Here is a 24,518-nt window from a genome sequence, read left to right as displayed (position 1 = left end):
GGGTTCAACCTCTTTCTGAGGGGATCTGTTCGGTGCGTTTCCGCATGGCCAGCACCACGGCCACCACAACCACAGCGGCTGCCACCATGGCCACCGCAATGGAGGTGGAGCTCTCGGCCCAGTCGGCCTCCCAGTCGATCAGGCTCATGCCGCTCTTGGCCAGCAGCTGGGTGACGGCTGCCACCACAAAGGCCGCAGCGCAGCCCAGGATGGCTTTTGCGCCCAGGGGTTCCAGGGCGGTCTGGGTGGTGCGGGGCTCCATGCCCAGCAGGGGCTCGATCTTGCCGTGGAGCTTGGGCACCAGGTAGAGGGTGGGCAGCAGGCAGAACAGGATGCCGGAGAACAGCAGGTCGTTCAGGAAGGCGAAGCCCTCGGTGGCAAAGACGCTCTCGGGCAGGCCGGCCACCGCCTCAAAGTCATCCACAGCCAGCTGAACTTTCAGGATGTCCACCACCATGCCCAGGAACAGCTGGATGGCGGTGCCGCCGATGGCCGCCGCACCCACCATGGTGCGGTTGGCGGGGTCGCGGACCAGACGGCCGGCGACGTAGACGCCGATGGTGACGGTGATGAATTTTTCCACTTCGCCCAGACCGCCGAACTGGCCCAGCATGATCTCGCTGAACACCAGCTCACCGGTGGCGGCGCCCAGGGCCGCCGACATGGGGTCAAAGAGCATGGCCAGCGTCAGGGGGATGAACAGGAAGTACTCCACCGAGAACTCCACAATGCCCACCTGAAACTTGGGGATCAGCTCCGAGAACAGGGTAGCCAGGCCGTAAAGGGCCATGGACAGCACAAAAATCATCAGCTTCTGCGACTGGTTGGCCGCTTGCTTATGGATGGACGTCATACATGATACCTCCCAATGATATCCATGAATTTGTTAGCTTCTTGGAACAATTCACAGTCTACCAGAGGAATGTAAATCCTGCGACCAAGGCCCTGTAAAATGTTTGTAATTATTTCAGTTTCTTGTTTTTATGAAAATATATTTTCTTTTTGAAACCCGCATGACGTCCCGACGTGCAAAAACCGCCCGGAGAGGTTTCCCTCCGGGCGGCGGTGGTTTTCCTGTTCAGTTCTTCGGTCAGGACTCAATGTCGTAGGGCCAGGTAGTGATCCCGCCGAAGTCATAAATGCCGGTATACCCCAGATCGGCCAGGGCCTTGGCGGCCTTTTTGCTGCGGTTGCCGCTGCGGCAGTAGACCAGCACCACCGTGTCCTTTTCAGGGATGACGGCGGCGGCGCTCTCCTCGTCGATGGTGCCCACCGGCAGCAGGACGGCCCCGGGAATGTGGCCGCCGTCGTATTCGCTCTGCTCCCGCACATCCAGGATTAGAACCTCCTGGGTGTCCATCATCTCTTTGGCTTCTTCCTGGCTGATCTTCTTGTAGGCGTCGGAGGATGCGGCACCGCAGGCGGTGAGCATCATCAGCACCGAACACAACATCGGCAGAATGCGCTTTTTCATCGAAACACCTCCTTGTATAGACCCTCTGCAAAGGCCCGGTGGCCCTGCTCGGTGAAATGGACGCCGTCGTAGGCCAGGCCCACGCCCCAGAGCCCTGCATCGGCGAACCGGATTCCCAGCCGCGCCGCCAGCTCCCGGCAGAGCCGGGCAAACGCTTTGGAAGCGTCCATCAAATGCTCGTCCTGAACCCATTCCCCAAAGGTCACCGGCGGCGGGGCAATCAACAGAATCTTTTCCCGCTCCAGGTCCAGCCCGGTGAGAAACCGTTCCAGCCGGCCGGCGGCCTCCGCCGGGGTGCAGCCCTGCAGCAGGTCATTGGTGCCCAACATCACCACCAGCAGGCCGGTGTCCGCCGGAAAGGAAACGGGCTGCCGGGGAATCTCCCGGCCGTTCTGGCCCCGGTTGGAGATGTTCCAGCCGGTTTTCCCGGCCAGAATGTCCACCCACCGGTTTTGGGGGTCGTACCGGTCCCCCAGCCAGGAGCGGGGGTCGTAGCCATAGGTATTGGAATCCCCAAAACAGATGACGTTCATACGGCGTTCCTCCGGTCTGTTTCCTTTGCATTCCCCGCCCGCCGCAGCGTGCGCGTGTGGGTTGGATGGTCTTATTATAACATGCCCCGTTTCCCCTCACAACGCCTCTTTGGCTCCACTGTGACTGACGCACATTCGTCCCCCTTCTTTTCTTTTTCCCGCATCTGTGCTAGAATGAAAAAAGACGTTGGAAGGAGCGCTGTGTATGGGTGAATTGCTGATGGATCTGGCCTCGTTTTTCCTGAGTGACGTGCTGTTCCGCCTGCGGGAAAAGAACCGGGCTCTCTATGTTCTGATTATGGGCGGCTTCATTGCCGTTTTTGCCGGCGTGGCCGTTCTCTTTTACAGCCAGGGCGCCCCGGTCAAGGGCACGGTCATGGCCCTGTTCGCCCTGCTGATGCTGGTGCTGCTGGTCTACACCCTGCGCAAGGACCCCCAGCCCGCCCGCCGGACCTGGAACTCCTGGTACGACAAAAAGCGCTCCCGTTGACCCGTTTATTCCAAACAAAACAGCCGCCCGGCCTCTCCCCGTTGCGGGATGGGTTCCGGGCGGCTGTTTCTCTTCAGGGGCGAGGGGGCGGGGTTTTCCCGGGCTGTCCGGAGGGACAGGCGCTCTGGACCGTGTCCATCACCGCCTGCAGCAGTTCCAGCTTCTGCCGGGCCGGACAGTCCAGACGCCGGACGGCGTCGGCCACAAATTCGGCGTGGACTTCCGCCGCCCGCCGGGCCAGTTCCTGCCGGCCCGCCCCGGTGCCGGGGCCATATACCACCACCCGAATGGGTGCGCTCCGTCTCATCCCCACCGCCTCCCGCCTGTTCGCCTGGTTCTATCCTATTGTGCACGGCCTGTCTGGTATGACTGGGAAGCAGATTGTTTGCAGACACTATCTGTGCTATAGTAAAATCAACTGTTTTTCACAGAGCATTCAATATCGCCAAAGGAGGCGCTCATGGTACATATTCTGTTGGATATTCTGGATTTCTCCTCCGATTTCCTCTCAGCGGAGCTTCGCCGCTATATTCGCCCGAAAAACAAGGTGGTTATCCTTGCCTTTTCCTACCGCGACAGCGCCGTCCATTGCCTGAAAGACTGGAATACTTTATACGGAAAAGATGGCGGCATGTATTACGATGCTATGGTCACCCCCTTCCTGCATTACGGCATTCCCGAATCCAACATCCGGATCATCAACTACTATACCGACACTCCATCCCAAGTCGCAGAACTCCTTCGCCAAGCTGACATCGTCTATTTCCCGGGCGGGCTGCCCGACCGTATGCTGGAACGGATTGACGCCTTTGATTTGAGAAACACTCTGCTCTCTTTTCAGGGGATTATGATGGGCTACAGCGCTGGCGCAGTTCTTCAGCTGCAGGAATACCATCTGTCGCCGGATTCAGACTATCCGGAATTTTCCTACTATAGCGGACTCCCAATTCTCAAAGATTTTTATCTGGAAGTCCACTATGAAGGAACCGATGTGCAAAATCAGGCCATTCAGCGGGTCCTGAATGAACGCAGGAAAATCGTTTACGCCACCGTCACAGACCGTTCTGCCATCCTAATCGACGGTTCCGAAACCAAACTTCTGGGGGATGTCCGAGTATTCACCCCCTTATCCCAATAACCAAAACTTCTTTTACCGGCTTGCCCCGTCCTCTCCTTCATGGGATGTCCCTCCCCCGCATATAACATCCAGTGAAAGGAGTTCCGCCATGCAGAAACAGCCAAATCCCAACGTCATCGCCATCTATTCCCGGAAATCCCGCTTCACCGGCAAGGGGGAAAGCGTCGGGAACCAGGTGGAGCTTTGCCGGGCCTATATCCGCACTGCCTTCGGGGACCTCTGCGCCGACGGGGCGGTGGTCTTTGAGGACGAGGGCTTCTCGGGCGGCAACCTGAACCGCCCCGGCTTCCAGAAAATGATGCGGGCCGCCCGGCAGAGGCAGTTCCGGGCGGTGGTGGTCTACCGGCTGGACCGGATCAGCCGCAGCATCAGCGACTTTTCCGCCCTCATCCAGGAGCTGGGCCGGCTGCAGATCGACTTTGTCTCCATCCGGGAGAGCTTCGACACCTCCAGCCCCATGGGCCGGGCCATGATGTACATTGCGTCGGTGTTCAGCCAGCTGGAACGGGAGACCATCGCCGAGCGCATCCGGGACAATATGCAGGAGCTGGCCAAAACCGGCCGCTGGCTGGGAGGCACCACCCCCACCGGCTACACTTCCGAGGCGGTCCAAACGGTGACGGTGGACGGCAAGACCAAGCGGGCCTGCAAACTGAAATTGATCCCTCAGGAGGCGGACATCGTCCGCACCATCTATCAGCTGTACAGCGAGACCGATTCCCTCACCATGACCGAGGCGGAACTGCTGCGCCGGCAGATCCACACCAAAACCGGGCGAAACTTCACCCGGTTTTCCATCAAGGGGATTTTGCAGAACCCCGTATATCTCCTGGCCGACCCGGACGCCTACCGGTATTTTGTGGACAAGCAGGCCGGCCTGTGTTCCCCCGCCGGGGATTTTGACGGGGAACGGGGCATCCTGGCCTACAACCGCACCGACCAGGAAAAGGGCCGGGCCACCCTCTACCTGCCCCCCAGCGAATGGATTGTGTCGGTGGGGCAGCATCCGGGCCTGATCCCCGGCCGGGTCTGGGTGCGGGTGCAGGAATCTCTGGAACGGAACAAGGCCAAGAGCTACCGCAAGCCCCGCAGCAATGAGGCGCTGCTCACCGGCCTGCTCTGGTGCCGGTGCGGCAGCCGCATGTACCCCAAACTGTCCCGACCGGCCGCCGACGGCAAACCGGTCTACGCCTATGTGTGCAAACAAAAAGAGCACAGCAAGCGGAGCCTGTGCAGCTGTCCCAACGCCAGCGGCGGCCGGCTGGACGCCGCCGTGGTGGAGCAGGTCAAACAGCTGGCGGGCGACCGGGACGTATTTTTGACCCTGCTGGAAAAGAGCAAGCGCTCATACACCGGCAGCCGGGAGGAATCCCCGCCCATGCTGGAGGACCTGCGCCAGCAGCAGGTCCTCACCCGGCGCAAAATCACCGCCCTGCTGGACGCTCTGGCCGATTTCGGCGGCAGCGCCGCCTCGGTCCACCTGAAAGAGCGTCTGGAGGAGCTCCACGCCCAGGACGCCGCGCTGCAGTCCCGGATTCAGGAGCTGGAAAGCGCTCCCCCGCAAAACACCCTCAGCCCGGCCGAACTGGACCTGCTGCGTCAGCTGCTGGCGGTTTTCCGGGACAGCCTGGACCGGATGTCGGTGGAACAAAAGCGGGCCGCCCTCCGCACCCTGGTGCAAAAGGTGGTCTGGGACGGGACGTGGGCCCATGTGGTGTTTTTTGGCGCGGAGGACGAGACCCCGGACGGGCTGACCCCCGGCCCTGGCGCGGAGGCAAATTCCGTCGAACCCGGGGGTCCCGAGTCGATGAACCCCCGCGAATCCTCCGGCCATCCGGGACATTGGGTGGAATCCGGCGCTTTGGGGGCCGATTCGCCCGATTCGGCTCTCTGGGGAGAGGATAGCAAATGAAATCCGGATGCAGTTCCGGCGCGAAAAAAAGGTCGGGCCGACGTTCTCTCTGCAGGAATCCCTCGACACCGGCAAAGACGACTCGGCCCTGACCCTCTCCGACCTGCTGCAGGACACCGCCTGCATGGAAGAAACCTGTGAAAAGAAAGACGACGCATCCCGCCTGCGGGGCCTCATCGAGGCGCTGCCCGCCCGGGAGCGCCAGCTGGTGCTGCTGCGCTACGGCCTGGGCGGCCAGCCGCCCCTGACCCAGTCCGAGACCGCCCAGCTGCTGGGCATCAGCCGGAGCTATGTCTCCCGCCTGGAAACCCACGCCCTGGAAGAAATCCGGGCGCAGTGGGAGCGGTAAAAGGCGCGGCCGGCCTTTTCCCCGCTCCACAAAAAAGACGGGCTGAGAAACAAAGTTCTCAGCCCGCTTTTTGCGTCATTTGTTTGCGGGAGGCGCGTTCGCCTCCCGGCAGCATTCCACCCTACGGCGGATCCGGGTTGAAAAAGCCGGGAGGTGCAGCGGTGTTCCCCGCCGGGACCCCTGCGGGGCCAAACCGCGGCCTGTTTTTCACAAAGACAGGCGTTCTGGTGGATTTCCGGTCAGCCCAGATACTTGTAGATGGTGTACCGGCCCCGGTTTTGGGTCTTGCTGCCGTACTGGATGGCCTGCTGGGGGCACTCATGGAGGCACCGCAGGCACTGGCAGCAATTCCCGGTCCAGACCGGGGGCCGGCCGTCGGTGACGGTGATGGCGTGTGCCGGGCAGTTCCAGGCGCACAGGCCGCAGCCGTTGCACCGGTCATCGGCGTGGAAGGGCTTGGTGTCCCGGGCGAACCGGTTGAATCCGGCGTTCACCACCCCCGACTTAATCCAGGCCATGGGCCCCTCTTTGACACGATAGACCTTCTGACCGGCCAAAATCTCCTTGGCCATCCGCTCCATCTGCCAGGAGGCGTCCGCCAGTTTCCGCCGGACGGCGCCGTCGCTCTCCACGTCCTCGGCCAGAATATAGTTGTTGGGCATCACCAGGCTGTAGCTGCTGTCCAGCGGGTAGACCGCCGCCAGCTTTTTCAGGGCCAGGCCGGCCTCCGAGCCGCAGGTCCCCACGCCAAAGGTGAAGGCCCCCGTCCGGGGCAGGTTTTGGGCAAACTCCATCACCATCTGGGGCGGGCCCCAGGCATACACCGGGAACACCAGGCCGATCCGGCTCTCCCCCTGCAGGTCGGGCAGATTGTCCATCCGGGCCAGGTCACAGACCGTGTCCCCGGTATAGGACGCCAGCTGCTGCGCAGCCCACCGGGAATTTCCGGTGCCGGAAAAATAAAAAATCATCCTTGCTGTCCTCCTTTTGCCGCCTCCGCCGGGCGGATCTCCTCCCCTTCTGCCGGGCCGGGGGCCGGCAGGGTGAAGGTAAAGCAGAACCACCGATCCCTGCAGCTGATGGTATACTCGCCGCCCCAGCGGTCCAGCACGCTGCAGACGTTCACCAGGCCCATGCCATGGCCGGGCCCGGTCTTGGTGGTGGGCGGCAGGGTGCCGCCGGGCCAATCCAGATCCTGTTCCACCCGGTTGCGCACCGACACAATATATTCCTCTCCGGTGCGGCGGATGCGGAGGGTGATCTGGGGCGGGTCGGCCCGCACCGCCGCCTCGATGGCATTGTCCAGCAGGTTGCACATCACCGTCACCAGGTCGGCGTTCCGCAGCGGAAAGCTGCGCAGATCGCACAGGTCAAAGTGGAGCATCACCCCTTTTTCGGCGGCCTGATGGTATTCCTTGCTCAGGAGGGCGTCCATCAGGGGGTTGTGGGTGTCGACCACCGCGGTCCCCGCCGAAATCTTCTGGGAGACGCTGGCCAGGTAGGCCCGGGCCCCCTCCATGTCCTGCTGTTCCAGATAAAAGTGGATCGCATCCAGGTGGTTGGTGAACTCATGGGTCAGCCGCCGCTGGGTCTGGTAGGATTCCATCAGGGCGTCGGCCCGCTCCTGTTCCATTTCCATCCGGCTCTGGGCCCGGCTGGCCCGCAGGGTCTGGCCGCTGAACATGGTCAGCAGCACAAAATACACCGCCACCGACAGCAGCAGCCCCACGCAGAGCAGCAGCATAAAGCTGTATTGATCCGAAACCTGGTCAAAGGCCGCCAGCAGCACATTCATGGCGGCGGCCACGCAGAGATAAATGTCGGCCACCAGCCGCTGGCGGGGCTCAACGTATACCACAAACTTTTTCATCCCGCGGACGGCAAGCCAGACCAGCAGGTTCAGCACCACGTCATAGGCCAGGATGGAAAAGGGCATGGGCCACACGTCCGCCAGCCGGACGCCCCAGAATGTGGCCGCCAGCGAGGTCATGACGTTTTCATAGCCCAGCACCGTCACCCCGCAGACCACCACCGAAAAGAACTTTTCCAGCAGTTTCCCGCCGAACAGCAGGGACGCGGCCGCAAACCGCAGCCCGTTGAAGGTCAGCGACCAGGGGGAGTATGGGACATAATCCCCCCACAGAACCTGGGAGATCATCCACAGACCCATGGCCAGAGCGGCGGCCCGCCGGCAGGACAATCTGCCGCGGCCCAGCATGGCCGCCTCAATCTGGAGCACCGCCAGGAATTCCCCCGCGCAGGGCAGATACATCAGCCATTGTTTATCCATTGCCAAATCGCCCTTTCCACTCCAGATAGGTGCCCCGGATCGCGCCGTATCCGGCCCGGCTGACGCTCAGCTCCACCTGATTTTCCATCTGGACTTTATAGCCCAGAATCTTGTGAATATACCGCATATTCACCACGGCGCTCCGGCCCACCCGCAGGAATCCGCTGCGGTACAGTTCCTCCGGCAGCTCGGACAGTTTTCCGTAATAAATGCACAGCGGTTTATGGGGCGTCTCTCCAAAGACCATCACCCGGCGGCCTTCGCTTTCCAGGGAATAAATCCGGTCATAGGGAATCCGCACCACTTCCCGGTTGACCTCCACCACCAGGGCCTTCTGGCTGATAAACAATTCGGTATAAACTTCCTCCAGGCAGACCGGCAGGGTCTGGCGCAGCGACTCCTTCAAAAGATACCGGAAGGCGCTGACGGTATATCCCTGGGTGGCAAATTCCAGATAGGCCGAGATATACACCAGCATGATGTCGTGATTTTTCTGTTTGAGGGTACGGCCCAGCTGGATGCCGCTGGCGGTGATCAAATCCACATCCAGGAACGCCAGCTGATATTGTTCCAGATCCGGCAGGGCCTCTGCCTCCTCCGCACGGGTGCAGACCCGGGTCTGGACTTCCACCCCTTTTGTTCCAAAAAAAGAGGTCACCGCTTTTTGAATCCGCTCCCCAAAGGCGGGTTCATCGTCGCATATCAATATATTCATCATTCCTCCGCCAATCCCCTGTTTTTTGCAGTCACTTCCGGCCTGATCCGGCGCCGGCATCACGGTATTTTTTCAATAAAAATACACAATTCCGCCGCGCTTGTCAAGCGCCGGGCCGGGCCCCTTTTTCGCCGCCTTTTGGCTTTTGTTCCGACGAATGAGACCCAGGCACTGGCATCCGGCGGCAAACCGTGCTACAATAGCAGGGAACCACATCTTCCCGCCGGCCGTCGGGAGGCGCCGGCTTTTCACAACAGAAAGGAAACGACTATGAGAATTGCAGTTACCTATCAGGATGGTTTTGTTTTCCCCCATTTCGGCCACACCGCCCAGTTCAAGGTCTACGATGTGGAAAACGGCCAGGTGGTGCGCAGTCAGGTGGTCAGCACCAACGGCCAGGGCCACGGCGCTCTGGCGGGTCTGCTGAGCCAGCTGCAGACTGACACCCTGATCTGCGGCGGCATCGGCGGCGGCGCACAGGCCGCCCTGGCCTCGGCCGGCATCCGCCTGTACGGCGGCGTGTCGGGCCAGGCGGACGCTGCGGTCCAGGCTCTGCTGGACGGCACCCTCAGCTACAATCCCGACGTCCACTGCGACCATCACGGCCATGAGCAGGGCCACAGCTGCGGCGAGCACGCCTGCGGCAGCGAGGAAAAGCACGGCTGCGCCGGCAACGGCGGCTGCCACGCCGAGTAATTCCTCTTTCCCTCCACAGAAAAACCCCGGCCTGGAACGCCCAGGCCGGGGTTTTTGCTTTAGTTACTGGAACCAGAAGCCCTTGTAATCGTATTTGAAGGTGCGGTAGCCCTGCATGGTGCAGTCGTAGCTGTACTGGCGGATCAGGACGCCGTCGGCGTCGTACTCGCCGAACACCATGGCCACGCCGCTGTTGACGGTCCAGTGGCCGGTATCCGTATTCAGGGTGGAGTTGGACACGATGCTGGAATAGGGCACCGGGAAGGACTCCACCAGTTCCACCGTACCGGCGTTGGTGTCGATGCGGTAGACGTAGGTATAGCTGTTGTCCCCGTCGCCGCCGTAGAGCTCGGTGTTCACCCCTTTGTCCAGGTCGGGGGTGTAGTCGTCCCGGGAGGACAGGGCCCAATAGTTGTTGTTGTACATCCGCAGGTAGCAGATGCCCGGCTCCTCGCCCTCGGCATATTCCACGCTGTGCTGGCCGTACTGCCAGGTGAAGTCATTCGCCGGCTCCAGGCAGTACTGGGCGTATTCGGTGCCCTCCCAGAAATCGGGGTCGCCGCACATCCAGTCGATGGCGGGGGTGGTGTGGACATCCTTTACGCAGATGACGGTGGACGTCTCCCGGGAGGAGACCACCAGGCTGTCGCTGTCGGGCAGGTACTGGATGGTGTTCAGGTGAATCCAGTCCTGCTCTCCCACCTGCCAGAAGAAGGGGTCGGTGCCCTTGATGGGCCGGGTCTCCTCGTGGTAGGAGCCCATCAGGTCCTTGAAGTCCAGCAGTTCGGTGACCTCGCCGGTGTCCAGGTTGATCTCCAGGACGATGTCCTCCACGTCCACCGCGTCGGTCTTTTCGGCCAGGGCCACCACCGTGTGGTCCTGCCCGTAGTTGATGTCGTGGTGAAGCTCATAGTCCCCCAGGGGATACACCTGGGTTACCTCGCCCAGACCGTTGATCCGGGCCAGCTTGTTGGCCGAAACACAGGTGACGATCTCATCCCCATAGGTGAGGATGCGGTCCATTCCGAAGCCTTCCAGCTCCATCTCATAGCGCATGACGCCGCTGTTGTCGTACAGGAAGCCATAGCCCAGATAGCCGTTGGTGCGCATCATGGTGAACAGGCCCTCGTCCTGGGCGGCGGTGCTGGTGCCGTCGGTGACCTTCAGCAGGGTGTCGTAGCCGGAATAGGGTTCGGGCATCTCGATGGTAAACCGCACCCGCTGGCGGACGTTCCCCCACTTGCCCCGGATGGTCATGGTGACCTCGTTGGTCTCTCCGGGCACCAGGCCGATCATCTGGAATTTATGGACGGTGGAATATTCCTCCCCCGAGCTGTCGGCGGCGGTGGCGGTGAAATCGGGGATTCGCTCGTCGTCCACATGGATGGTGTATTCCACCCGGGTGGGAAGGTCGGTCTCAAAATACAGATACAGCCCGTTGGAACCGGTGCCGAAGGGGTTCAAAAAGGCCATGGGGGTTTCGGCGGTCCAGGTGTGGCCGTTGACCGACATCTGCTGTCCCCGGTCCACCATCCGGCGGATGCGCTGCTGGACGTCGGTGTCGTAGTATGTAAAGCCTTCCTCTTCCACCTCCACCGGCACCAGCTGCATCACGGTGATGCTGGACTCCACGGGGGCGGTGCGGATTTCGATTTGTTCGGCCTCGTCCACGCCCACCAGATCGCCCACGTCCACGGCCCAGCCGTCCCGGACTTCGCCCTCCTGGTCGGTGAACCACTTGCCCACCGCCGGTACCACCACCGGCACCAGGGCGGCAATCAGCAAAATCACCGCCGCCAGAATCAGCAGCGGGATCCATATACGTCGTTTATGTTTTGGCTCTGTTTTCATCTGCGTACAATCCTTTCTGCATGCGGTCTCATGTCAGGATCTTGATTTGTGAAACAGGTCCCTCGGACTGATTCGGCGCGCCCGGCAGACCAGACCTAGTATAGCACTCCATTTTTTCCGCGGTATGGCAAAATCATGGCCAATTTGTTGCCAGAGCCACAAATTGGGTAAGCGTTTTGTAAAAAATGACTCCGCCCCTCCCTGTTCCGGCAAAAAATCCGTTTTTTCGGGCCCCGGGTTTCCGCCATTCCCGGCCCGGGCGGGGTAATTCGCAGAGAAAAAACGGTTTGGATTTTGGGGCGATGTATTTTATTTTTTGCGTTTGGTCCGGCCTGGATTTTATCCCCGGTTTGACCCTGTCCGGCGGCGGGTTCCGGGTCGGTTTTGGGCGCAGAGCGCCTGTTTTGCCGCGCCAAAAAGCGAGTCGTTTCTTTATATTTCGCATAAGATAACGGCCCCTGGGTTTACGCAATAAAATTTTTGTGAAAATCTATTTTTCGACACAAAAATATTGCACCGGAATATGGTTCATGTTATACTCAGAAATATCAAAAGAATTTATATTGTTGGGAGGAAATGTATTATGCCCAGACCCAAGGGAAGCAAAAACAAGGTGAAAGCGATCAAAGGCCACAGTGCAGCGGATTACGCAGCAGCTCTCGCAGAAAAAAATGCAGAGATGGAGCAGCTGAACGGTGAGATTGCCGACATCAACGGCCAGATCACCGAGCTGAAAGCCCAGCTCAAGAGCAAGAAATCCGCCGTAAAATCCCTCGAGAAGGTGGTCGCCAAGCTGGAGGCCAAGCAGGCCGCCGAGGAGGCAAAAGCCACCCAGGAAGCCCGGAAGGCCGAGATTGACACAGCCGTCCAGAAGCTCATCACCAACGGCATCAGCGTCGAGGAAATCCTGGAGAAGCTGCAGTAACCCTGCGTCTCCCGGGAGGACGCGCTTCCCCACGCCGCCGCACCGGCCCCGGGCCGTCTGCAGCGGTATTTTTATGCCCAAAAACGGACAAAAAAGAACCCCCCGCCTTTTGCAGGAAAAAGGCGGGGGCTTTATCTAGCATGCAGCCTGCGCGGAAAGAAAGGGACACGCAGGCCATGCGGGGGAAGGTTGATTCAGATTACTTCAGCTCGTTCCACTGGCTCTTGATAAACAGGCCGGTGATGCCGGGCACCAGGGCCGAGCCGATGAAGGACATCAGGATGCTGACGGCGCCCAGATCGGCGAAGTTCTGGACCGAGCCCACCACAAACGAGCCCACGGCGCAGACGCACATGATCAGGAAGCCCAGCTTCTGATGGCGGAACAGCAGCAGGCACAGGCCTGCGATGGAAACGACGGCGATGGCCACCGACAGCCAGCGGCCCTCCGACAGGTTGAGGCAGGTGGTGCAGACGCAGAGGACCAGGGCGATCCAGAGCCAGATTTTCGATGCTTTCTTCATTTTCAGAGTTTCCTATCCATGAAAGAGGTATCAACGGCGGTTATGACGGGTCAAGGGCGCGGAAAGCGCCCCATGGGCCGCCGGAGAACGGTCCGTTTTATTCTCCGGCCTGCCCGGCAGAGTTGGTGCACTCTGCGGCGGGGTGGGGTGCGGGTTCCGGGCGGCGGGCTACCTTGCGCATCAGGGCGAACAGGGTCTGGCGCTCCTCGTCGGTCAGGGCCTCCAGGCGCTGGGCGTCCCAGTCGAAAAAGACCTGATGGCTGACTTCAAACGCCTCCTGTCCCTTCTCAGTCAGATGCAGGTGATAGCGCCGGCCAACCTTTTCTTTGGTGAGGAAGCCGCTCTCCACCAGTTTGGTGATGCAGCGCTGCGAATGGCCCCAGTCCAGATGCAGCGTCTGGGTCAAGTCCGAGGGCGTAGCACCCGGGTGCTTTCCCACGTAAATCAGGAAAAACAACAGTCCAAAATGCAGCCCGAGCTTTTCCAGCTTTTCACTGGTGTAGGCCGTAAAATCCCGGTACAGCACGGAGGAAAAATAGGCAAGTGTGTTGAACATGGGTCCGCTCCTTTCCCATACTTGACGAGATCAAGTATACTGGATTCATTTGACTTTGTCAAGTGAAAATCCCAAAAAATCAAAATTTTTCTTTTACTGATATTCCAATCCCATTTTGGACGCATCTTCGCACCAAAGCCCCCGGGGCCGTCAGGCCCCAGGGGCATACTGTGTGCGCTTTATACTTTCAGGATAGGTTTTCAGGGGGTTGGGGCTGCCCTCCCCTTTTCGGTGCCGGCCCCTGCGGGCAGGCGCCGCCGGACCGGGTCAGGCGCCTCTCGGCCCCCCTGTGCACGCCGTTTTGCGTTTTGTTCAGAGACTCTTTGTATCATTTTTTGCTTCTATACGATTTGAAATTCTTTTAAAGGATCAGCGGTTCTTTTTTCTCCAATCGGGGTCGGTCTCGGTGCTGGAAGCGGTGGCCTTGTCCAGCTGGTACACCACCTCGCTGTAATAGCGGGCGGGAACCTCCCCCAGGGCGAAGATGTTTTCCGGTTTGGGGGTGTCATAGCAGTAGCTGCCCCGCTGGACGGTGCCCTGACGGTAGAAGGTCGCCTCGTAGACGGTGACCGTCTCGTTTTCGTCTCCCACAAAGCAGCCCGAGAATTCCAGCTCCACCCCCATGCCCAGGCCGGGGTCCTCCCGGTAGAAGGTGTAGTAGCCGCCGGCGTCCTGGACGCTGCCGCGGTACCAGCCCAGGCCCAGCAGCTTGCCCGACAGGGACAGGCCGTTGAGCTTCTTGCCGCCGAAGCGGTCCAGGGTCCGGGCCTGTTCCTGGCCGGGTTCCAGCTGGAACACCGGGCGGTCCAGCTGGGGAATGCTCTGGGTGATCTCGTAGTCTTCCAGTTGCTGTTTCCAGGCGTCCAGGGTCTCCTGGTCCATCTCCACCGGGTGGGCCAGACCGATCCGGGCGTCGTCGGGCAGGGTGTATTCTTCCTCGTCCACCGTGTTGAAGGAGCCGTCCTCCATATAGCGGAAGGTCTCCTGCAGCGTTCCATCCTGGTACACGCCCCAGATGAGACTCATGGCAAACTGGTGCATAATGGGGTTGCCCACAAAGAGGGCCTTCCATGCGTCGCTGCTCCAGCAGCGCAGCACCGACAGCGCCGCCTCCAGACGGGCCTTCTGGGCCGTCACGGTGGTGCGGATCTGCTTTTTCATGGTCTTGAATTCGTTGTAGGCGGCCTCGGCCTTTTCGGGGTCGTCGGTCTTGCCGGGGGCGGGCAGGTTTTTCACCGTCTTGCCGGCGTCGTTGGTGATTTCCAGCTCCAGGGTGGGGGTCAGCCGCACCGTAAAGCTCCGGGGACCGTAGTCAAAGACCCGCTTGCCGTCGGCCCCAAAGCCCAGGTCGGGGACAATCCGGTCGGCCAGCTCCTCGGCGGTGATGCCCAGTTCCCGGGCGGCGTTGTCCAGGGCGGCGGCCGCCGCGGCCTTCACCTGGCGGAACTTGAATTTGCGGGAGATGGAGTCCACCACCAGCAGGGCGGCGGGGTCGCTGCTGAGGGCCAGGGCGGTGACGGCGTCGCAGGCGATGGCGCCGCGGGACTGCTGGGGCCACTCGTTGATGGCGTGGCTCAGCCGCGGGGTCATGGCGGCCCCGCCAAAGGCCGCCGCAAAGGCCAGCACCCACTTGGTCTTGCTCTGGGCTCCGGCGGCCAGCCAAATCTCATAGACTTCCCCCGCCAGGGCGGCCAGATCCGCCGGGTCGATGCCCTCGGCCAGCAGGGCGGCGGTTTCGCTGCGGCCAATCCGGCCCAGCTCACTGTAAGCCACCAGCAGCGCCGCCTGCCGGTCCTCGTTCACCGGGGTGCGGGCCTCGTCCTGCAGGTGCAGTTCGGGCAGAGGGTGATCCAGCACCCACTGGACTTTCCGCTTTTTGCCGCCCTTCAAAATCTGGGCGGCCTTCTCGTCGATGGTCAGGGCAGCGGCCTGCTCTGCAGGGGCCGAGGCCCGGCCCAGGGCGCCGCGGATGGCGTCGGCCACCTTGGCGCTCTTTTCCTTTTCCAGGGCTTCCTCCAGGGCGGGGCGGATGGCCTCCCCCATCTTGGCGGCGGCCCGCACTGCGATCAGCCGCTCGGCGGCCTTTTTGCTCCGCAGCAGGCCGGTCACCTCCTCGGTCCAGTCGGGATGGCTGGTGAGCAGGTCCACCATCAGCTCCTGAATCTGTTTGGAGGAATCGCCCGCACCGGCCAGCAGCCCCTCTTTGGCCCGGGAGCCGCACTCGGGGGAAGCCGTCAGGTCGTCCAGCGCCGAGAGGGCCACATACCGCCCAAAGACGCCGCTGTTGAGGGCGGCGGCGCACAGGTCCTCCAGATAGACCGGCTTGCTGAAGTTTTTGTAAAGGGTGTTGCGGGTTGTGGTCTTGCGGCGCTCGTCGTAGCAGCCATCGCAGAAGTACCCAAAGATCCGCAGGATCTCCCCCAGAGGCAGTTCCTGCTCCTGCAGGGCGGCCGCCAGACGGGCCACGTCCTGGTCGCTGTGAAGCAGATGGTTCATCCCCGACCCCTCAAACACCAGGCCAAAGACCGTGGCGCACCGGCAGGCAAATTCATCCCAGCCGGCGGCCTTGACGTACCGTTCCACCAGCTGGGCCGCCTGGGACGGATAAACATAGGGCTGCACCGTGACGCCGGCCAGCCGGACGGCGCTGTCCTTCAGGCTGCCGGTGCCTTCCAGGTATTGGGTCATGGCGCTGGCGCCGTTCTGGATGTACTTGGACAGCAGGGTGTTGATCTTGTTCCGCTGGTCCCGGTCCACGTCGCCGGCTCCCGGCATCATATCGGTGAGCCGGACATACTGCTGGGCGTCGGCCAAATCCAGCGCCTGCTTGAGTCCATTGCGGCACTGGCGGGCCACCACTTTATAAAAGCTGTTGCGGCCGTCCCAGGTGGGCAGCATGGTCAGGAAGATCAGCATGGTGACATCGCCGCCGGGCAGGTCCTCCAGCAGATGGTTCAGGCGGTCCTTCTGGTCCAGCATCACATGCTGGGACACTCCCCGCAGGATGTTCTGGAGCACCGCCGCAGGGTTGAGGCCCAGATACATCCGCAGCGCACACCGCAGCCGGGGGTCCTGTTCCGCCCCCAGGAAGGAGGCGGTGCCCAGCAGGCCGGCCAGGTAAGTTTCGGCCCCGCGGGCGGCCAGGGCGGCGCTGGGATTGGCGGCATTGGCCCACCCCGCCGACAGGGCCGGCTTGGGGGCGTTCAGGTCGCCTTTTTCCAGGTATTCCGCCAGGGCCTGGCGGTCCTTGTCGGGCAGTTTGGGCAGGGCGGCGGCCATGGTTTCCAGGTTGTTGCGGTGGATCAGCTGGATTTGCCGGGCCACCAGGGGCTGTTTTGCGCCCACCAGCTTCTGGAACAGGCTCAGCTTGCTCCCCTGCTGCACCGCCACCAGAATACCCGCCAGCATCACCTTGTAATTGTCCCGGTGGCCGCCGGCCAGGGCCTGGGCCTGTTCCAGGATTTCGGGCTCGCTGGCCGCCAGGGCATAAAACCACTCCAAATCCCGGTACCCCGGCTCATACCAGACCACCCGTTCCGCCTCCAGCGCCACCGCCGCCGGCTTGCCCAGCAGCTCGGTCCGGAGTTTCTGTTCCTCCCGGCCGGTCTTGGAATCGCTGCTGCGCTCCAGCAAAAACACCGCGGTGCTCTTGCCCATGGCCCAGTACAGCTTGATCAGCCGGGCCAGGGGGTCGGGGTTGTCCCAGCTGCGCAGGTCGTTGGCGTAGTCCACCGCCTCTCCCCGCACCTCCCAGCTGACCTCGTGGAAGTCCTCTTCCTCGGCCCGCTGCAGCAGGCTGTCGTCCCGCTGTTCCGCCGTCAGGTATTCCTCGGCCAGGGCCCGGTTGGCGGGGGTGAGCTGCAGTTTGGACAGCAGCCGGTCCAGTTTGGCCTTTTTCTGTGCTTGCAAGGTGTTCATAGGTTCCCTCCTGGTTTCTGGGTGTCCTGCGAATCCTGTCCCCGGGCCTGCCAGCGCCGGACGATGGCGTCCTCCTGTGCCTTTTCCCGGCACAGTTCCAGATAGCGGGCCAGCCGGCAAATGCAGGCCGCCGGGGTCAAATTGTCTTTTTCCAGAGCGTGGGGGCGGGCCTCCAGAGCAGTTTCCAGCTCCCGGGCCAGCGCCGCCCCGGTGTGCAGTCCGGCATCCTCACACCGGACCGCCAGCGTCCGCAGCCGGGCGCAGGCGGCGGGGCCGCCGGTATCCAGCCCCGACTGCAAAAGGTCGGTCACAGCCCGTTCCAGCTCATCCAGCAGTTGGGTCATAGGCACTCCTCCCACTCGGCGAAATATTCAATGGGGTAGAGCTTGAGCCGGTCTTCCTCCCGGTAGATCAGCCCAAAGAACACCGGCCGGAAATCCGGTTTCCGACGGAGCCGGCGGGCCAGCTGTTCCAGCGCCTCCACCACCTTTTCCTCCTCTTTTTTGTAGTGCACCTCCAGAAAGAGGTCCCGTCCTGCCCCGTCCACCAGCCGGATGGAAAACACCTGGCGGACCTGGTCGTAGTCCTGAGGCAGGCACCGGGCCGGACGGACCACCGCCAGCCGTTCCACCTCGGGGTCATGGGGACCGCTGCGCTCCCGCAGCAGCCATTCAAAGTCGGTGCAGACCGCCTTGGCCGGGATGACCTGAGCGGGGTCCTGGCGGCCCAGCAGGACGGCCCGGCACTGTTCGGTGGCCGAGAGGGCCCGGTCCCGGGAGGCCTTCGCCCCCGACAGGTTCAGGCCGCAGTTCCAGGCCTGACCCAACGTGCAGGGCAGCCCCCATGGAACGGCGGCGGTGCGGCGTCGCGCCTTGCCCTCATAAAAGGTGGGCCGGACGTCGGCGTAGGTGTAAAACCGCTGTTCCTCCCGCTCCCAGAAATAATAGATGGTGCCGGCGTAGCCGCTGCGGCCATCGAAATCCCGCTGGCCCAGCAGATACAGTTCCAGGTCCCCCACCGCCTCGTAGTCGTCCCGGAAGCGGCCCGCCCGGTCCAGGGCGGCTTTGGGGTCGGCGGTTTCCAGGGCCGCCGCCAGCCGGAACGCCCGGCTCAGCCGCGTCAGGAGGGCGGTGTCCCGGTAGGAGGCCGACCGGGCAAAGTAGGCCTGATATTCCCCGTGAACGCCCCGCAGGGCCCGTTCCAGGGCCGGGAGCCGGGCGGTATGGCAGAGAGCCGCCATCCGCTCCACCGTCTCGCAGACGCCGGCAGGCATCCGGCTCAGGCCGGTGGCCATCTGGGCGGCCAGGGTCTGCTGCACCGCCTGGCAGACGCCCTGGACCGCTTCCAGGTCCAGTTCCTCCTCCGGGGGTCGGGCGGCTTCCAGGGCCGCCGGGTCCAGAATGTTCCGGCTCATCTGCCAGTAGAGCAGGGCTTCGGCCTTGTGGATGCAAAAGGTCTTGCTGTGACAGGTGCAGGTGCTGTGTTCCAGAGGGTCCAGCAGCCGCACAGCGGCGGGAATCCAGGGCATTTCCACCGTCACCACAGAGGTTTCCTCTATGGAGGGGCCTGTCCCGCTGCGCTGGCGGAACAGAGCGGCCGCCAGACGCTTGGGGCCCAGCTGCTTTGCCAGCTTGTCCGCCGGATAGGCCCGCAGGGTCTCAAAGGTGGGTTTCGCGGGCTCGGCCGCAGGGCCTGGGGCGGTTTCCTCCCCTTGGGCCTGCTGCAGCCAGAGAATGGCGGTGATCCGGTGGCGGCAGATGCCGCTGCTGGGGCAGGAGCACCGGCTCTCCCCCAGCGGGGCGCAGATCTGGCAGGTGACGTCCCCCATCTGGACCTGGACCCCCTCCTCGGTTACGGCGACTGAGGGTTCCGCCAGGGCGGCCAGGTCTTTTTTGGCCCGGTTGACGGTGCCCTTGTTGCACAGGCCGATCAGGTAATTGTCATCCGCAGCCGCCAGGGCGGCGGCCAGCGGGCCCGGTAACTTCACGACAGATCCCCCCCTCATTCCCGCATCACATCGGCCATAAAATCCGCCAGCCGCGCCGGCGTCATAGCCCCTACATAAGCCCCCATCCCGGCCAGCGCCTGGGCGGTGGACCGGTCATAGGCGGGGGCGGCATTTTCGTCCAGAGCGGTCAGGGCCACCAGTTTGGCCCCGCTCTCCAGGATATCCCGGCAGACGCCGTAGAGATTCTGCCGGCTGTTGCCCTCGCACAGGTCGCTGACCAGCACCACCATGGTCCGGTGGGGCATGGAGATCAGGGATTCACAGTACCGCAGCGCCCCGGCAATGTCGGTGCCGCCCCCCAGCTGTACGCTCATGAGGGTTTCCACCGGGTCCTCCACATAGCCGCTCAGGTCCACCACCTGGGTATCAAAGATCACCAGCCGGGTGTCCAGCATGGGCAGGGCGGCAAAAATCCCCGCCATGACGGCGCTGTGGATGATGCTGGGCATCATGGAGCCGCTCTCGTCCACCGCCAGAATCACCCGCCAGGGGTTATAGCGCTTGACCCGGCCGTTGAAATAGACCTGTTCCAGCATGAGGCGGTGGTTTTCGGTGTCATAGTGGGCCAGGTTTTTCCGGATGGTGCGCTGAATGTCCAGGTTCCGCAAAGACCGGACCGAGCTGCGGCTGGTGCGGTCCAGCTTGCCCAGGGCCGAGCGCTGGATTTCGCTGCGCATCTTCTCGGTCATCTGCTCCACCACCCGCCGGACGATCCGCCGGGCGGTGTCCAGCACCGGGCCCCGCATCATATGTTTCAGGCTCAGAACCGTCTCCAGCAAAGCCTGGTTGGGCTCCATCTTTTCCAGCACTTCCCGGTCGGCCAGCAGCTCGGTGAGCTGATACCGGTCCAGGGCGTGGCGCTGCAAAATTTCCGCCGTCTCCTGGGGGAACAGCTGGCGCACCTCACTGAGCCACCTGGCCACCGTCAGCTGACTGGACCCATGGCCGCCCTGAGGGTCCCGGTCCCTGACGTCCTCTCCGGCCTCCCGGCCATAGAGGAAGTCCAGCGCGTCGTCCATCCGGGCCAGCCGGGCGGTGTCCAGCTCCAGCTGCTGGCCGGCGTTTTTGCCCAGGATCAGCCGCCAGCGGTTGAGGGCGGCGCCGTCGGTCATCATGGGTCATCCTCTCCTTCCGGCCCGTCCAGACGGGCAGCCGCCCAGGCGTCCAGCGCCTCGGCCCGGGCATAGTCGGCGGGGTCCACCGCGCCGCGGCGCAGGTCGGACCCTCTGGCCCCGTGGAGCTCCGCTGCCCGCCGGGCGATGCGGTCGGTCTCCATGGGCACAAAATAACTGAACGCCAGCCGCAGCTCGGGCAGCAGGGCGATGAAATCTTCCTCTTCCAGTCCCACAAGCAGGGCGTCGATCTGCCGCAGAAAGCCGTCGTCCACCAGCAGCAAGTCCCGGGCGGTGGAGAACAATCCCTGCAAAAAGGCCGCCGACTGCAGCATCATGGCCCGGGTGCCCTGCAGGTAGCCCCGCACCACCCCGTCGATGGTCTGTTTCCAGGCGGGCCGGGCGCCGTAGAGCAGGCCCAGCGCCGCTCCATGGAGGGCGGGATGGATGGGGTTCTGGCCCACCAGCCGCTCAAAGGCTTCCAGCAGGGCGGGGCGCTGGTCGGCAAAGGCCTCCCGCCCCGTCACCTGATACAGCAAAATGCAGGCCTGCTGCACCTTCTGGACGTTGTGGTCGTCCACCGTGTTCATCTGGGGCAGCATCTGCAGCACCCGGGCAAAGCACCGGCGCAGCAGGGCCGGATAATCGTAGCCGCCCCGCTCGCCATACTGGTCCTGCCATTCCTCCAAGGTGGTGAGGGAGGCGCAGGCGGCGCACAGAGAGGCAAAATCGCCGTCGGCGATGAGCAGTTCATCCATCCGGCCGGCCAGCTGGTCGGCCAGGTCCCCAATCCCCATCAAAAAGCCCTGGACCAGCAGGTCCGCGCCCTGTTCGGCCCGGGCGGCGGCAGCCATCCGGCCCCGCAGCTCGGTGGAGCAGGCCTCCCGCATGGTGGCGCCCGACACGGCGTGTTCAATGAGGGCCGCATCCACGGCGGCGGTCCAGCGGTATTCCCACACTTCCCGGATCAGGTTGCGGTCCCGGCGGCGGAGAAGGTCGGGGCCTTTCTTCCGCTGGGCAAAGCCGCAGTCCAAAAAGACGGTCTGATGGAAAAACCGGCTGATGGCCCGGTGGCGTTCCTCCGAAAAGATGGCCAGGGTGATTTCCTGCTGGGCCGCGCCTTCCAGCCGGAGGCGAAAGCTCCTGCACTGGCTGTCGAAGTCCCGGGCCAGGGGCGGCACCAGGGCGCCGCTGCACAGCCGGCCCACGGCCTGGCCGGTGGTCAGCTGCCGCAGCACCCGGAGAGGTTCCACCCCGGACAGGCTGGCCTCGCCCTTCACGAAATTGCTCAGGACCGCGTCCTGAAGCTCGTACAGGCCGGGGGCGGGCTTGTCCCGCAGCTGGGCCAGCATCTGGGCCTGCTGAAAGGCGCAGGTCTCATCAAAGGCGGAGATGAGGGTCCCGTCCTTCCGCAGCCGCCGGCCGGTCCGCACCAGATAATCCAGCACCGTGTCGGTCCAGGCCTGCCGGGGCCGGTCGCCGTGGAGGGCCGTCCACACGCTGGCGTAAAAGCCGGGGGACGGCATGCCGCTGGCGTAACCCGCCAGGGCGTCGGCGGCCGGCATGGTATAGCGCATGGGGTAGACGGCGTGGGCCGATGCCGGCAGAGCGGGCCTGGACGGCTCCTGACCGGGGTGCAGCAGGCCCCAGATATGGAACCCGCCCGCCACCACCAGAACCCGGTCATACCGGGCGGCGGCCTCCTGAATCCGGCGGGCCATGTGGGCCTCCCGGGCCAGACAGCCGTCCTCCTCCAGTTCCACCGAAGGGGTGTTCTGGCGGGAGAGGAAACAGTAGGTGTTCATCTGGCGGACAAAGGCCTCGTCGCTCAGGTCCAGCCCCGCCGTCTCGAAATATTTCTCCCAGAACTCCTCAAAGCTGCGCAGGCCGGCCTTTTCGCACAGCCGCTCCTGAAAGCGGTTGTGGGCCAGATACTGGTCGCTGGCGTAGCTCTGTTTTTCCTCCCGGGTCCGCAGGCCCCGGGCCGCCTGGGTGGCCAGCAGGATCTCGGCATAGGGCAGGTCGATGAAGGCCGCCGGGATGCCCCGGGCTGCGGCGGCCCGCAGGGCTGCCAGCTCGGGGGAATGATCCAGAAAGGGGTAATAACACCGGCAGCTCTCCGGCTCCCCCTCCTCTTTGGACAGCAACCCGGCATCGTCCCGGTAGGCGTAATAGAGGGCCACCGGGGCGGCGGTGTCGGGGTCGGTGAGGACCGGGATCAGGTCGTTGGCGTTTTCGGGGCCCTCCACCAGGATGCAGGCGGGGTTGTACCGGGCGATCACCTGTTCCAGATGCCAGGCGCAGACCGGGCTGTGGTGGCGCACCGGATAGTACACCACCGCATCCTCCAGGGAAAACGGGATTACTTCAGTTTGCCTCTCGCCTGATAATAGCGCGTCCATGCTCCGCCCTCCCGTCGTGCTTTGTCCCGGACCACCGTGGAGAAGTAGTCCGCGATCTTGTCCATATCCTCCCGGGACTCCTTGGCGACGGCGCCCACCAGGTTTTCCACCAGGCAGCTCTCGTCCATATGGCCGTCCCCGTAGTACCAGGCGGTCATCATGGTCTGGTAGTAGACCGAGATGGCCTCGGCGGTGCTCATGACGGCGGCGGGCTTTTCGATCCGCTGCCCCTCTGCCGAGATGCCCTCCCGCAGTTCGTGGTAGGTGGTGGCCAGCAGTTCGGCGGCCTCCTCGTCCAGGGGCTGATGGATGCCGGCGGCCTCGGCCAGGGCTCCCACCTCGTTGAGGATGATCTGTTTTTCCAGGGCCACATCCCGCACCGGCTGGACGGTCTCAAAGTTGAACCGGCGCTTGAGGGCGCTGGACATCTCGTTGACGCCCTTGTCCCGGGTGTTGGCGGTGCCGATGACGTTGAAGCCGGGCCGGGCAAACAGCAGCCCCTCATCCCCCAGCTCGGGGATGTTCAGCACCTTGTCGCTCAAAACGCTGATCAGGCTGTCCTGCACCTCGGCGGGGGTGCGGGTGATCTCCTCAAACCGGGTGAGAATCCCCTTTTCCATCCCCACATAGAGGGGCGCGGGCACCAGCGCTTCCCGGCTGGGGCCGTTGGCCAGCAGCAGGGCGTAGTTCCAGCTGTATTTGATCATGTCCTCGGTGGTGCCGGCGGTGCCCTGGACGGTGTTGGTGCTGCATCCGCTGATGGCCGCCGACAGCAGCTCGGACAGCATGGTCTTGGCGGTGCCGGGCTCTCCCACCAGCATCAGGCCCCGGTTGCCCGCCAGGGTGATGATGCACCGCTCCACCAGGGCGTCATTGCCCAGGTATTTTTTCCGGATGGTGAAAGTCTGGCCGCCGCAGCGGACCGGGCTGCGGGAGCCCAGGATAAACAGCCGCACCGCCTTGGGCGACAGGCGCCAGTTGGCGGGCTTGCGGTTGCCCTGATCCCAGATCTGCAGTGCTTCCAGTTCGTCCCGGTAGCGCTGTTCCGCCTGGGGACGGAGGACCGATTGTTCCATCTTGATCACCTCATTGGAAAGATCCGGCCCGCGGCCGGTCAAAGTCGTTTGATTGTAGTTTACCTGCCCGCAGGAAAACTGGCAAGCCCCTTTGTCCGGCCCCTTTTCCCCGCCGGGAAGCCGCCGGGCGGGGCCTTCTCTCTGTGTTTGGATTTTATCAAACTCATCATCCTATTAAGAGGATTTTTACGTCGCAAAATCCGCTTTTTCGCACAAAAAATTGCCTGCAATTTTTACAGACCTGCTTTCACTTCCCCACGAAACCAAAAACACCCCGCTCCCCCGCAGATTGCGGAGAAATGGGGTGCTGGGGTCAGGGGTTTACTGGCCCATTATGCCTTGGCGGGCTCCACCGGCAGGACGCCGGCGCAAAGGGTTTCGCCCGCCCGGACAGGCAAAAACAAAATCGCCCTCTCCCGACCGGGAAAGAGCGGTTTTCTGCATGGAGCTGCTATCCAGATTTGAACTGGAGACCTCATCCTTACCAAGGATGCGCTCTACCAACTGAGCTATAGCAGCGCAACTGCGGGTTGTATTATAGCATACTCCG

Annotated in this window: 23 protein-coding genes and 1 tRNA gene; 7 read left to right on the top strand and 17 right to left on the bottom strand. The window is 62.8% G+C overall.

Going from position 1 to position 24,518, the window contains the following annotated elements:
* Window positions 1-4: 4 nt before the first annotated feature.
* The 3 genes from B5E67_RS04880 to B5E67_RS04870 form a co-directional block, all read right to left on the bottom strand.
* Window positions 5-853 carry a cell division protein FtsQ gene (locus tag B5E67_RS04880; protein ID WP_087383393.1) on the bottom strand — a complete coding sequence of 283 codons (849 nt, stop codon included), beginning with the start codon at window positions 851-853 and terminating at the stop codon, window positions 5-7.
* 237 nt (window positions 854-1,090) lie between these two features.
* Window positions 1,091-1,474, bottom strand: a complete 384-nt coding sequence (locus B5E67_RS04875) for a rhodanese-like domain-containing protein (RefSeq protein ID WP_204246525.1) — start codon at window positions 1,472-1,474, stop codon at window positions 1,091-1,093.
* On the bottom strand, window positions 1,471-2,007 hold the full coding sequence (locus B5E67_RS04870) for a GDSL-type esterase/lipase family protein (protein WP_087383390.1): 537 nt from the start codon (window positions 2,005-2,007) through the stop codon (window positions 1,471-1,473). The genes B5E67_RS04875 and B5E67_RS04870 overlap by 4 nt, the downstream gene beginning before the upstream one ends.
* 205 nt (window positions 2,008-2,212) lie before the next feature.
* Here B5E67_RS04870 and B5E67_RS04865 point away from each other — a divergent pair, with 205 nt between their 5' ends.
* Window positions 2,213-2,497, top strand: a complete 285-nt coding sequence (locus B5E67_RS04865) for a hypothetical protein (protein WP_087383386.1) — start codon at window positions 2,213-2,215, stop codon at window positions 2,495-2,497.
* A gap of 73 nt (window positions 2,498-2,570) precedes the next feature.
* Here the strand turns inward: B5E67_RS04865 and B5E67_RS04860 are convergent, their stop codons facing one another.
* Complete coding sequence (locus tag B5E67_RS04860) at window positions 2,571-2,804, bottom strand: hypothetical protein (protein ID WP_087383383.1); 234 nt, start codon at window positions 2,802-2,804, stop codon at window positions 2,571-2,573.
* Between the two features lie 153 nt (window positions 2,805-2,957).
* Between B5E67_RS04860 and B5E67_RS04855 the strand changes: the two genes are divergently transcribed.
* The 3 genes from B5E67_RS04855 to B5E67_RS04845 all read left to right on the top strand — a co-directional run bounded on the left by B5E67_RS04855 (window position 2,958) and on the right by B5E67_RS04845 (window position 5,896).
* The gene (locus B5E67_RS04855) at window positions 2,958-3,635 is read left to right on the top strand and encodes a Type 1 glutamine amidotransferase-like domain-containing protein (protein WP_087383380.1); all 678 of its coding nucleotides are present in this window, start codon (window positions 2,958-2,960) and stop codon (window positions 3,633-3,635) included.
* An 88-nt stretch (window positions 3,636-3,723) separates the two neighbouring features.
* Window positions 3,724-5,547 (top strand): recombinase family protein, encoded by a 1,824-nt coding sequence (locus B5E67_RS04850; RefSeq protein ID WP_087383376.1) that lies wholly within the window; start codon window positions 3,724-3,726, stop codon window positions 5,545-5,547.
* 7 nt (window positions 5,548-5,554) lie between these two features.
* Window positions 5,555-5,896 (top strand): sigma-70 family RNA polymerase sigma factor, encoded by a 342-nt coding sequence (locus B5E67_RS04845; protein WP_087383373.1) that lies wholly within the window; start codon window positions 5,555-5,557, stop codon window positions 5,894-5,896.
* 239 nt (window positions 5,897-6,135) lie between these two features.
* Here B5E67_RS04845 and B5E67_RS04840 read toward each other — a convergent pair whose 3' ends face one another.
* Genes B5E67_RS04840 through B5E67_RS04830 form a run of 3 tightly spaced genes read right to left on the bottom strand, consistent with a single transcriptional unit; the run spans window position 6,136 to window position 8,904 of the window.
* Window positions 6,136-6,867, bottom strand: coding sequence for an EFR1 family ferrodoxin (locus tag B5E67_RS04840; protein ID WP_087383370.1), 732 nt, complete (start codon window positions 6,865-6,867; stop codon window positions 6,136-6,138).
* Complete coding sequence (locus B5E67_RS04835; protein ID WP_087383367.1) at window positions 6,864-8,186, bottom strand: sensor histidine kinase; 1,323 nt, start codon at window positions 8,184-8,186, stop codon at window positions 6,864-6,866. Before B5E67_RS04835 ends, B5E67_RS04840 begins: the two co-directional genes overlap by 4 nt.
* The gene (locus B5E67_RS04830) at window positions 8,179-8,904 is read right to left on the bottom strand and encodes a LytTR family DNA-binding domain-containing protein (RefSeq protein WP_242956784.1); all 726 of its coding nucleotides are present in this window, start codon (window positions 8,902-8,904) and stop codon (window positions 8,179-8,181) included. Before B5E67_RS04830 ends, B5E67_RS04835 begins: the two co-directional genes overlap by 8 nt.
* 267 nt (window positions 8,905-9,171) lie before the next feature.
* Here B5E67_RS04830 and B5E67_RS04825 point away from each other — a divergent pair, with 267 nt between their 5' ends.
* Window positions 9,172-9,597 (top strand): NifB/NifX family molybdenum-iron cluster-binding protein, encoded by a 426-nt coding sequence (locus B5E67_RS04825; protein ID WP_087383364.1) that lies wholly within the window; start codon window positions 9,172-9,174, stop codon window positions 9,595-9,597.
* 63 nt (window positions 9,598-9,660) lie between these two features.
* On the opposite strand, the gene B5E67_RS04820 is transcribed toward B5E67_RS04825, so the two are convergent.
* The gene (locus tag B5E67_RS04820) at window positions 9,661-11,448 is read right to left on the bottom strand and encodes an aryl-sulfate sulfotransferase (protein ID WP_087383361.1); all 1,788 of its coding nucleotides are present in this window, start codon (window positions 11,446-11,448) and stop codon (window positions 9,661-9,663) included.
* Window positions 11,449-12,031: 583 nt separating this feature from the next.
* Between B5E67_RS04820 and B5E67_RS04815 the strand changes: the two genes are divergently transcribed.
* Entirely contained in the window at window positions 12,032-12,373 is a 342-nt protein-coding gene (locus tag B5E67_RS04815) for a hypothetical protein (protein WP_087364166.1), read from the top strand.
* 199 nt (window positions 12,374-12,572) lie between these two features.
* Here B5E67_RS04815 and B5E67_RS04810 read toward each other — a convergent pair whose 3' ends face one another.
* The 8 genes from B5E67_RS04810 to B5E67_RS04775 form a co-directional block, all read right to left on the bottom strand.
* On the bottom strand, window positions 12,573-12,896 hold the full coding sequence (locus B5E67_RS04810) for a hypothetical protein (protein ID WP_087383358.1): 324 nt from the start codon (window positions 12,894-12,896) through the stop codon (window positions 12,573-12,575).
* A 97-nt stretch (window positions 12,897-12,993) separates the two neighbouring features.
* The gene (gene bilQ / locus B5E67_RS04805; RefSeq protein WP_087248018.1) at window positions 12,994-13,452 is read right to left on the bottom strand and encodes a bilirubin utilization transcriptional regulator BilQ; all 459 of its coding nucleotides are present in this window, start codon (window positions 13,450-13,452) and stop codon (window positions 12,994-12,996) included.
* Window positions 13,453-13,821: 369 nt separating this feature from the next.
* Window positions 13,822-17,370 (bottom strand): DUF4132 domain-containing protein, encoded by a 3,549-nt coding sequence (locus B5E67_RS04800; RefSeq protein ID WP_087383355.1) that lies wholly within the window; start codon window positions 17,368-17,370, stop codon window positions 13,822-13,824.
* Entirely contained in the window at window positions 17,367-17,714 is a 348-nt protein-coding gene (locus B5E67_RS04795; RefSeq protein WP_087248022.1) for a hypothetical protein, read from the bottom strand. The genes B5E67_RS04800 and B5E67_RS04795 overlap by 4 nt, the downstream gene beginning before the upstream one ends.
* Window positions 17,711-19,357: an SWIM zinc finger family protein gene (locus B5E67_RS04790; RefSeq protein WP_158098846.1), complete on the bottom strand. Its 1,647-nt coding sequence runs from the start codon at window positions 19,355-19,357 to the stop codon at window positions 17,711-17,713. Before B5E67_RS04790 ends, B5E67_RS04795 begins: the two co-directional genes overlap by 4 nt.
* Before the next feature lie 14 nt (window positions 19,358-19,371).
* Complete coding sequence (locus B5E67_RS04785; RefSeq protein ID WP_204246524.1) at window positions 19,372-20,493, bottom strand: VWA domain-containing protein; 1,122 nt, start codon at window positions 20,491-20,493, stop codon at window positions 19,372-19,374.
* The gene (locus B5E67_RS04780) at window positions 20,490-22,892 is read right to left on the bottom strand and encodes a DUF5682 family protein (RefSeq protein WP_143405381.1); all 2,403 of its coding nucleotides are present in this window, start codon (window positions 22,890-22,892) and stop codon (window positions 20,490-20,492) included. The genes B5E67_RS04785 and B5E67_RS04780 overlap by 4 nt, the downstream gene beginning before the upstream one ends.
* Entirely contained in the window at window positions 22,853-23,968 is a 1,116-nt protein-coding gene (locus B5E67_RS04775) for an AAA family ATPase (protein WP_087383346.1), read from the bottom strand. The genes B5E67_RS04780 and B5E67_RS04775 overlap by 40 nt, the downstream gene beginning before the upstream one ends.
* Here B5E67_RS04775 and B5E67_RS15400 point away from each other — a divergent pair.
* Window positions 23,960-24,433: a hypothetical protein gene (locus B5E67_RS15400; protein WP_143405380.1), complete on the top strand. Its 474-nt coding sequence runs from the start codon at window positions 23,960-23,962 to the stop codon at window positions 24,431-24,433. The two genes, B5E67_RS04775 and B5E67_RS15400, sit on opposite strands and share 9 nt — an antisense overlap.
* On the opposite strand, the gene B5E67_RS04770 is transcribed toward B5E67_RS15400, so the two are convergent.
* Window positions 24,412-24,487: transfer RNA gene (locus B5E67_RS04770), tRNA-Thr, on the bottom strand. The two genes, B5E67_RS15400 and B5E67_RS04770, sit on opposite strands and share 22 nt — an antisense overlap.
* Window positions 24,488-24,518 lie beyond the last annotated feature (31 nt).

It is taken from the genome of Faecalibacterium sp. An122 (assembly GCF_002160895.1).
GTDB lineage: Bacteria > Bacillota > Clostridia > Oscillospirales > Ruminococcaceae > Faecalibacterium.
Note: the sequence above shows the minus strand (reverse complement) of the source record. Positions and strands in the feature narration are given on the sequence as shown.

Excerpts from the sequence above, each read along its gene's own strand:
- B5E67_RS04880 (WP_087383393.1), bottom strand. The coding sequence starts at position 853 with ATGACGTCCATCCATAAGCAAGCGGCCAACCAGTCGCAGAAGCTGATG.
- B5E67_RS04875 (WP_204246525.1), bottom strand. The coding sequence starts at position 1,474 with ATGAAAAAGCGCATTCTGCCGATGTTGTGTTCGGTGCTGATGATGCTC.
- B5E67_RS04870 (WP_087383390.1), bottom strand. The coding sequence starts at position 2,007 with ATGAACGTCATCTGTTTTGGGGATTCCAATACCTATGGCTACGACCCC.
- B5E67_RS04865 (WP_087383386.1), top strand. The coding sequence starts at position 2,213 with ATGGGTGAATTGCTGATGGATCTGGCCTCGTTTTTCCTGAGTGACGTG.
- B5E67_RS04860 (WP_087383383.1), bottom strand. The coding sequence starts at position 2,804 with ATGAGACGGAGCGCACCCATTCGGGTGGTGGTATATGGCCCCGGCACC.
- B5E67_RS04855 (WP_087383380.1), top strand. The coding sequence starts at position 2,958 with ATGGTACATATTCTGTTGGATATTCTGGATTTCTCCTCCGATTTCCTC.
- B5E67_RS04850 (WP_087383376.1), top strand. The coding sequence starts at position 3,724 with ATGCAGAAACAGCCAAATCCCAACGTCATCGCCATCTATTCCCGGAAA.
- B5E67_RS04845 (WP_087383373.1), top strand. The coding sequence starts at position 5,555 with ATGCAGTTCCGGCGCGAAAAAAAGGTCGGGCCGACGTTCTCTCTGCAG.
- B5E67_RS04840 (WP_087383370.1), bottom strand. The coding sequence starts at position 6,867 with ATGATTTTTTATTTTTCCGGCACCGGAAATTCCCGGTGGGCTGCGCAG.
- B5E67_RS04835 (WP_087383367.1), bottom strand. The coding sequence starts at position 8,186 with ATGGATAAACAATGGCTGATGTATCTGCCCTGCGCGGGGGAATTCCTG.
- B5E67_RS04830 (WP_242956784.1), bottom strand. The coding sequence starts at position 8,904 with ATGATGAATATATTGATATGCGACGATGAACCCGCCTTTGGGGAGCGG.
- B5E67_RS04825 (WP_087383364.1), top strand. The coding sequence starts at position 9,172 with ATGAGAATTGCAGTTACCTATCAGGATGGTTTTGTTTTCCCCCATTTC.
- B5E67_RS04820 (WP_087383361.1), bottom strand. The coding sequence starts at position 11,448 with ATGAAAACAGAGCCAAAACATAAACGACGTATATGGATCCCGCTGCTG.
- B5E67_RS04815 (WP_087364166.1), top strand. The coding sequence starts at position 12,032 with ATGCCCAGACCCAAGGGAAGCAAAAACAAGGTGAAAGCGATCAAAGGC.
- B5E67_RS04810 (WP_087383358.1), bottom strand. The coding sequence starts at position 12,896 with ATGAAGAAAGCATCGAAAATCTGGCTCTGGATCGCCCTGGTCCTCTGC.
- bilQ (WP_087248018.1), bottom strand. The coding sequence starts at position 13,452 with ATGTTCAACACACTTGCCTATTTTTCCTCCGTGCTGTACCGGGATTTT.
- B5E67_RS04800 (WP_087383355.1), bottom strand. The coding sequence starts at position 17,370 with ATGAACACCTTGCAAGCACAGAAAAAGGCCAAACTGGACCGGCTGCTG.
- B5E67_RS04795 (WP_087248022.1), bottom strand. The coding sequence starts at position 17,714 with ATGACCCAACTGCTGGATGAGCTGGAACGGGCTGTGACCGACCTTTTG.
- B5E67_RS04785 (WP_204246524.1), bottom strand. The coding sequence starts at position 20,493 with ATGATGACCGACGGCGCCGCCCTCAACCGCTGGCGGCTGATCCTGGGC.
- B5E67_RS04780 (WP_143405381.1), bottom strand. The coding sequence starts at position 22,892 with ATGGACGCGCTATTATCAGGCGAGAGGCAAACTGAAGTAATCCCGTTT.
- B5E67_RS04775 (WP_087383346.1), bottom strand. The coding sequence starts at position 23,968 with ATGGAACAATCGGTCCTCCGTCCCCAGGCGGAACAGCGCTACCGGGAC.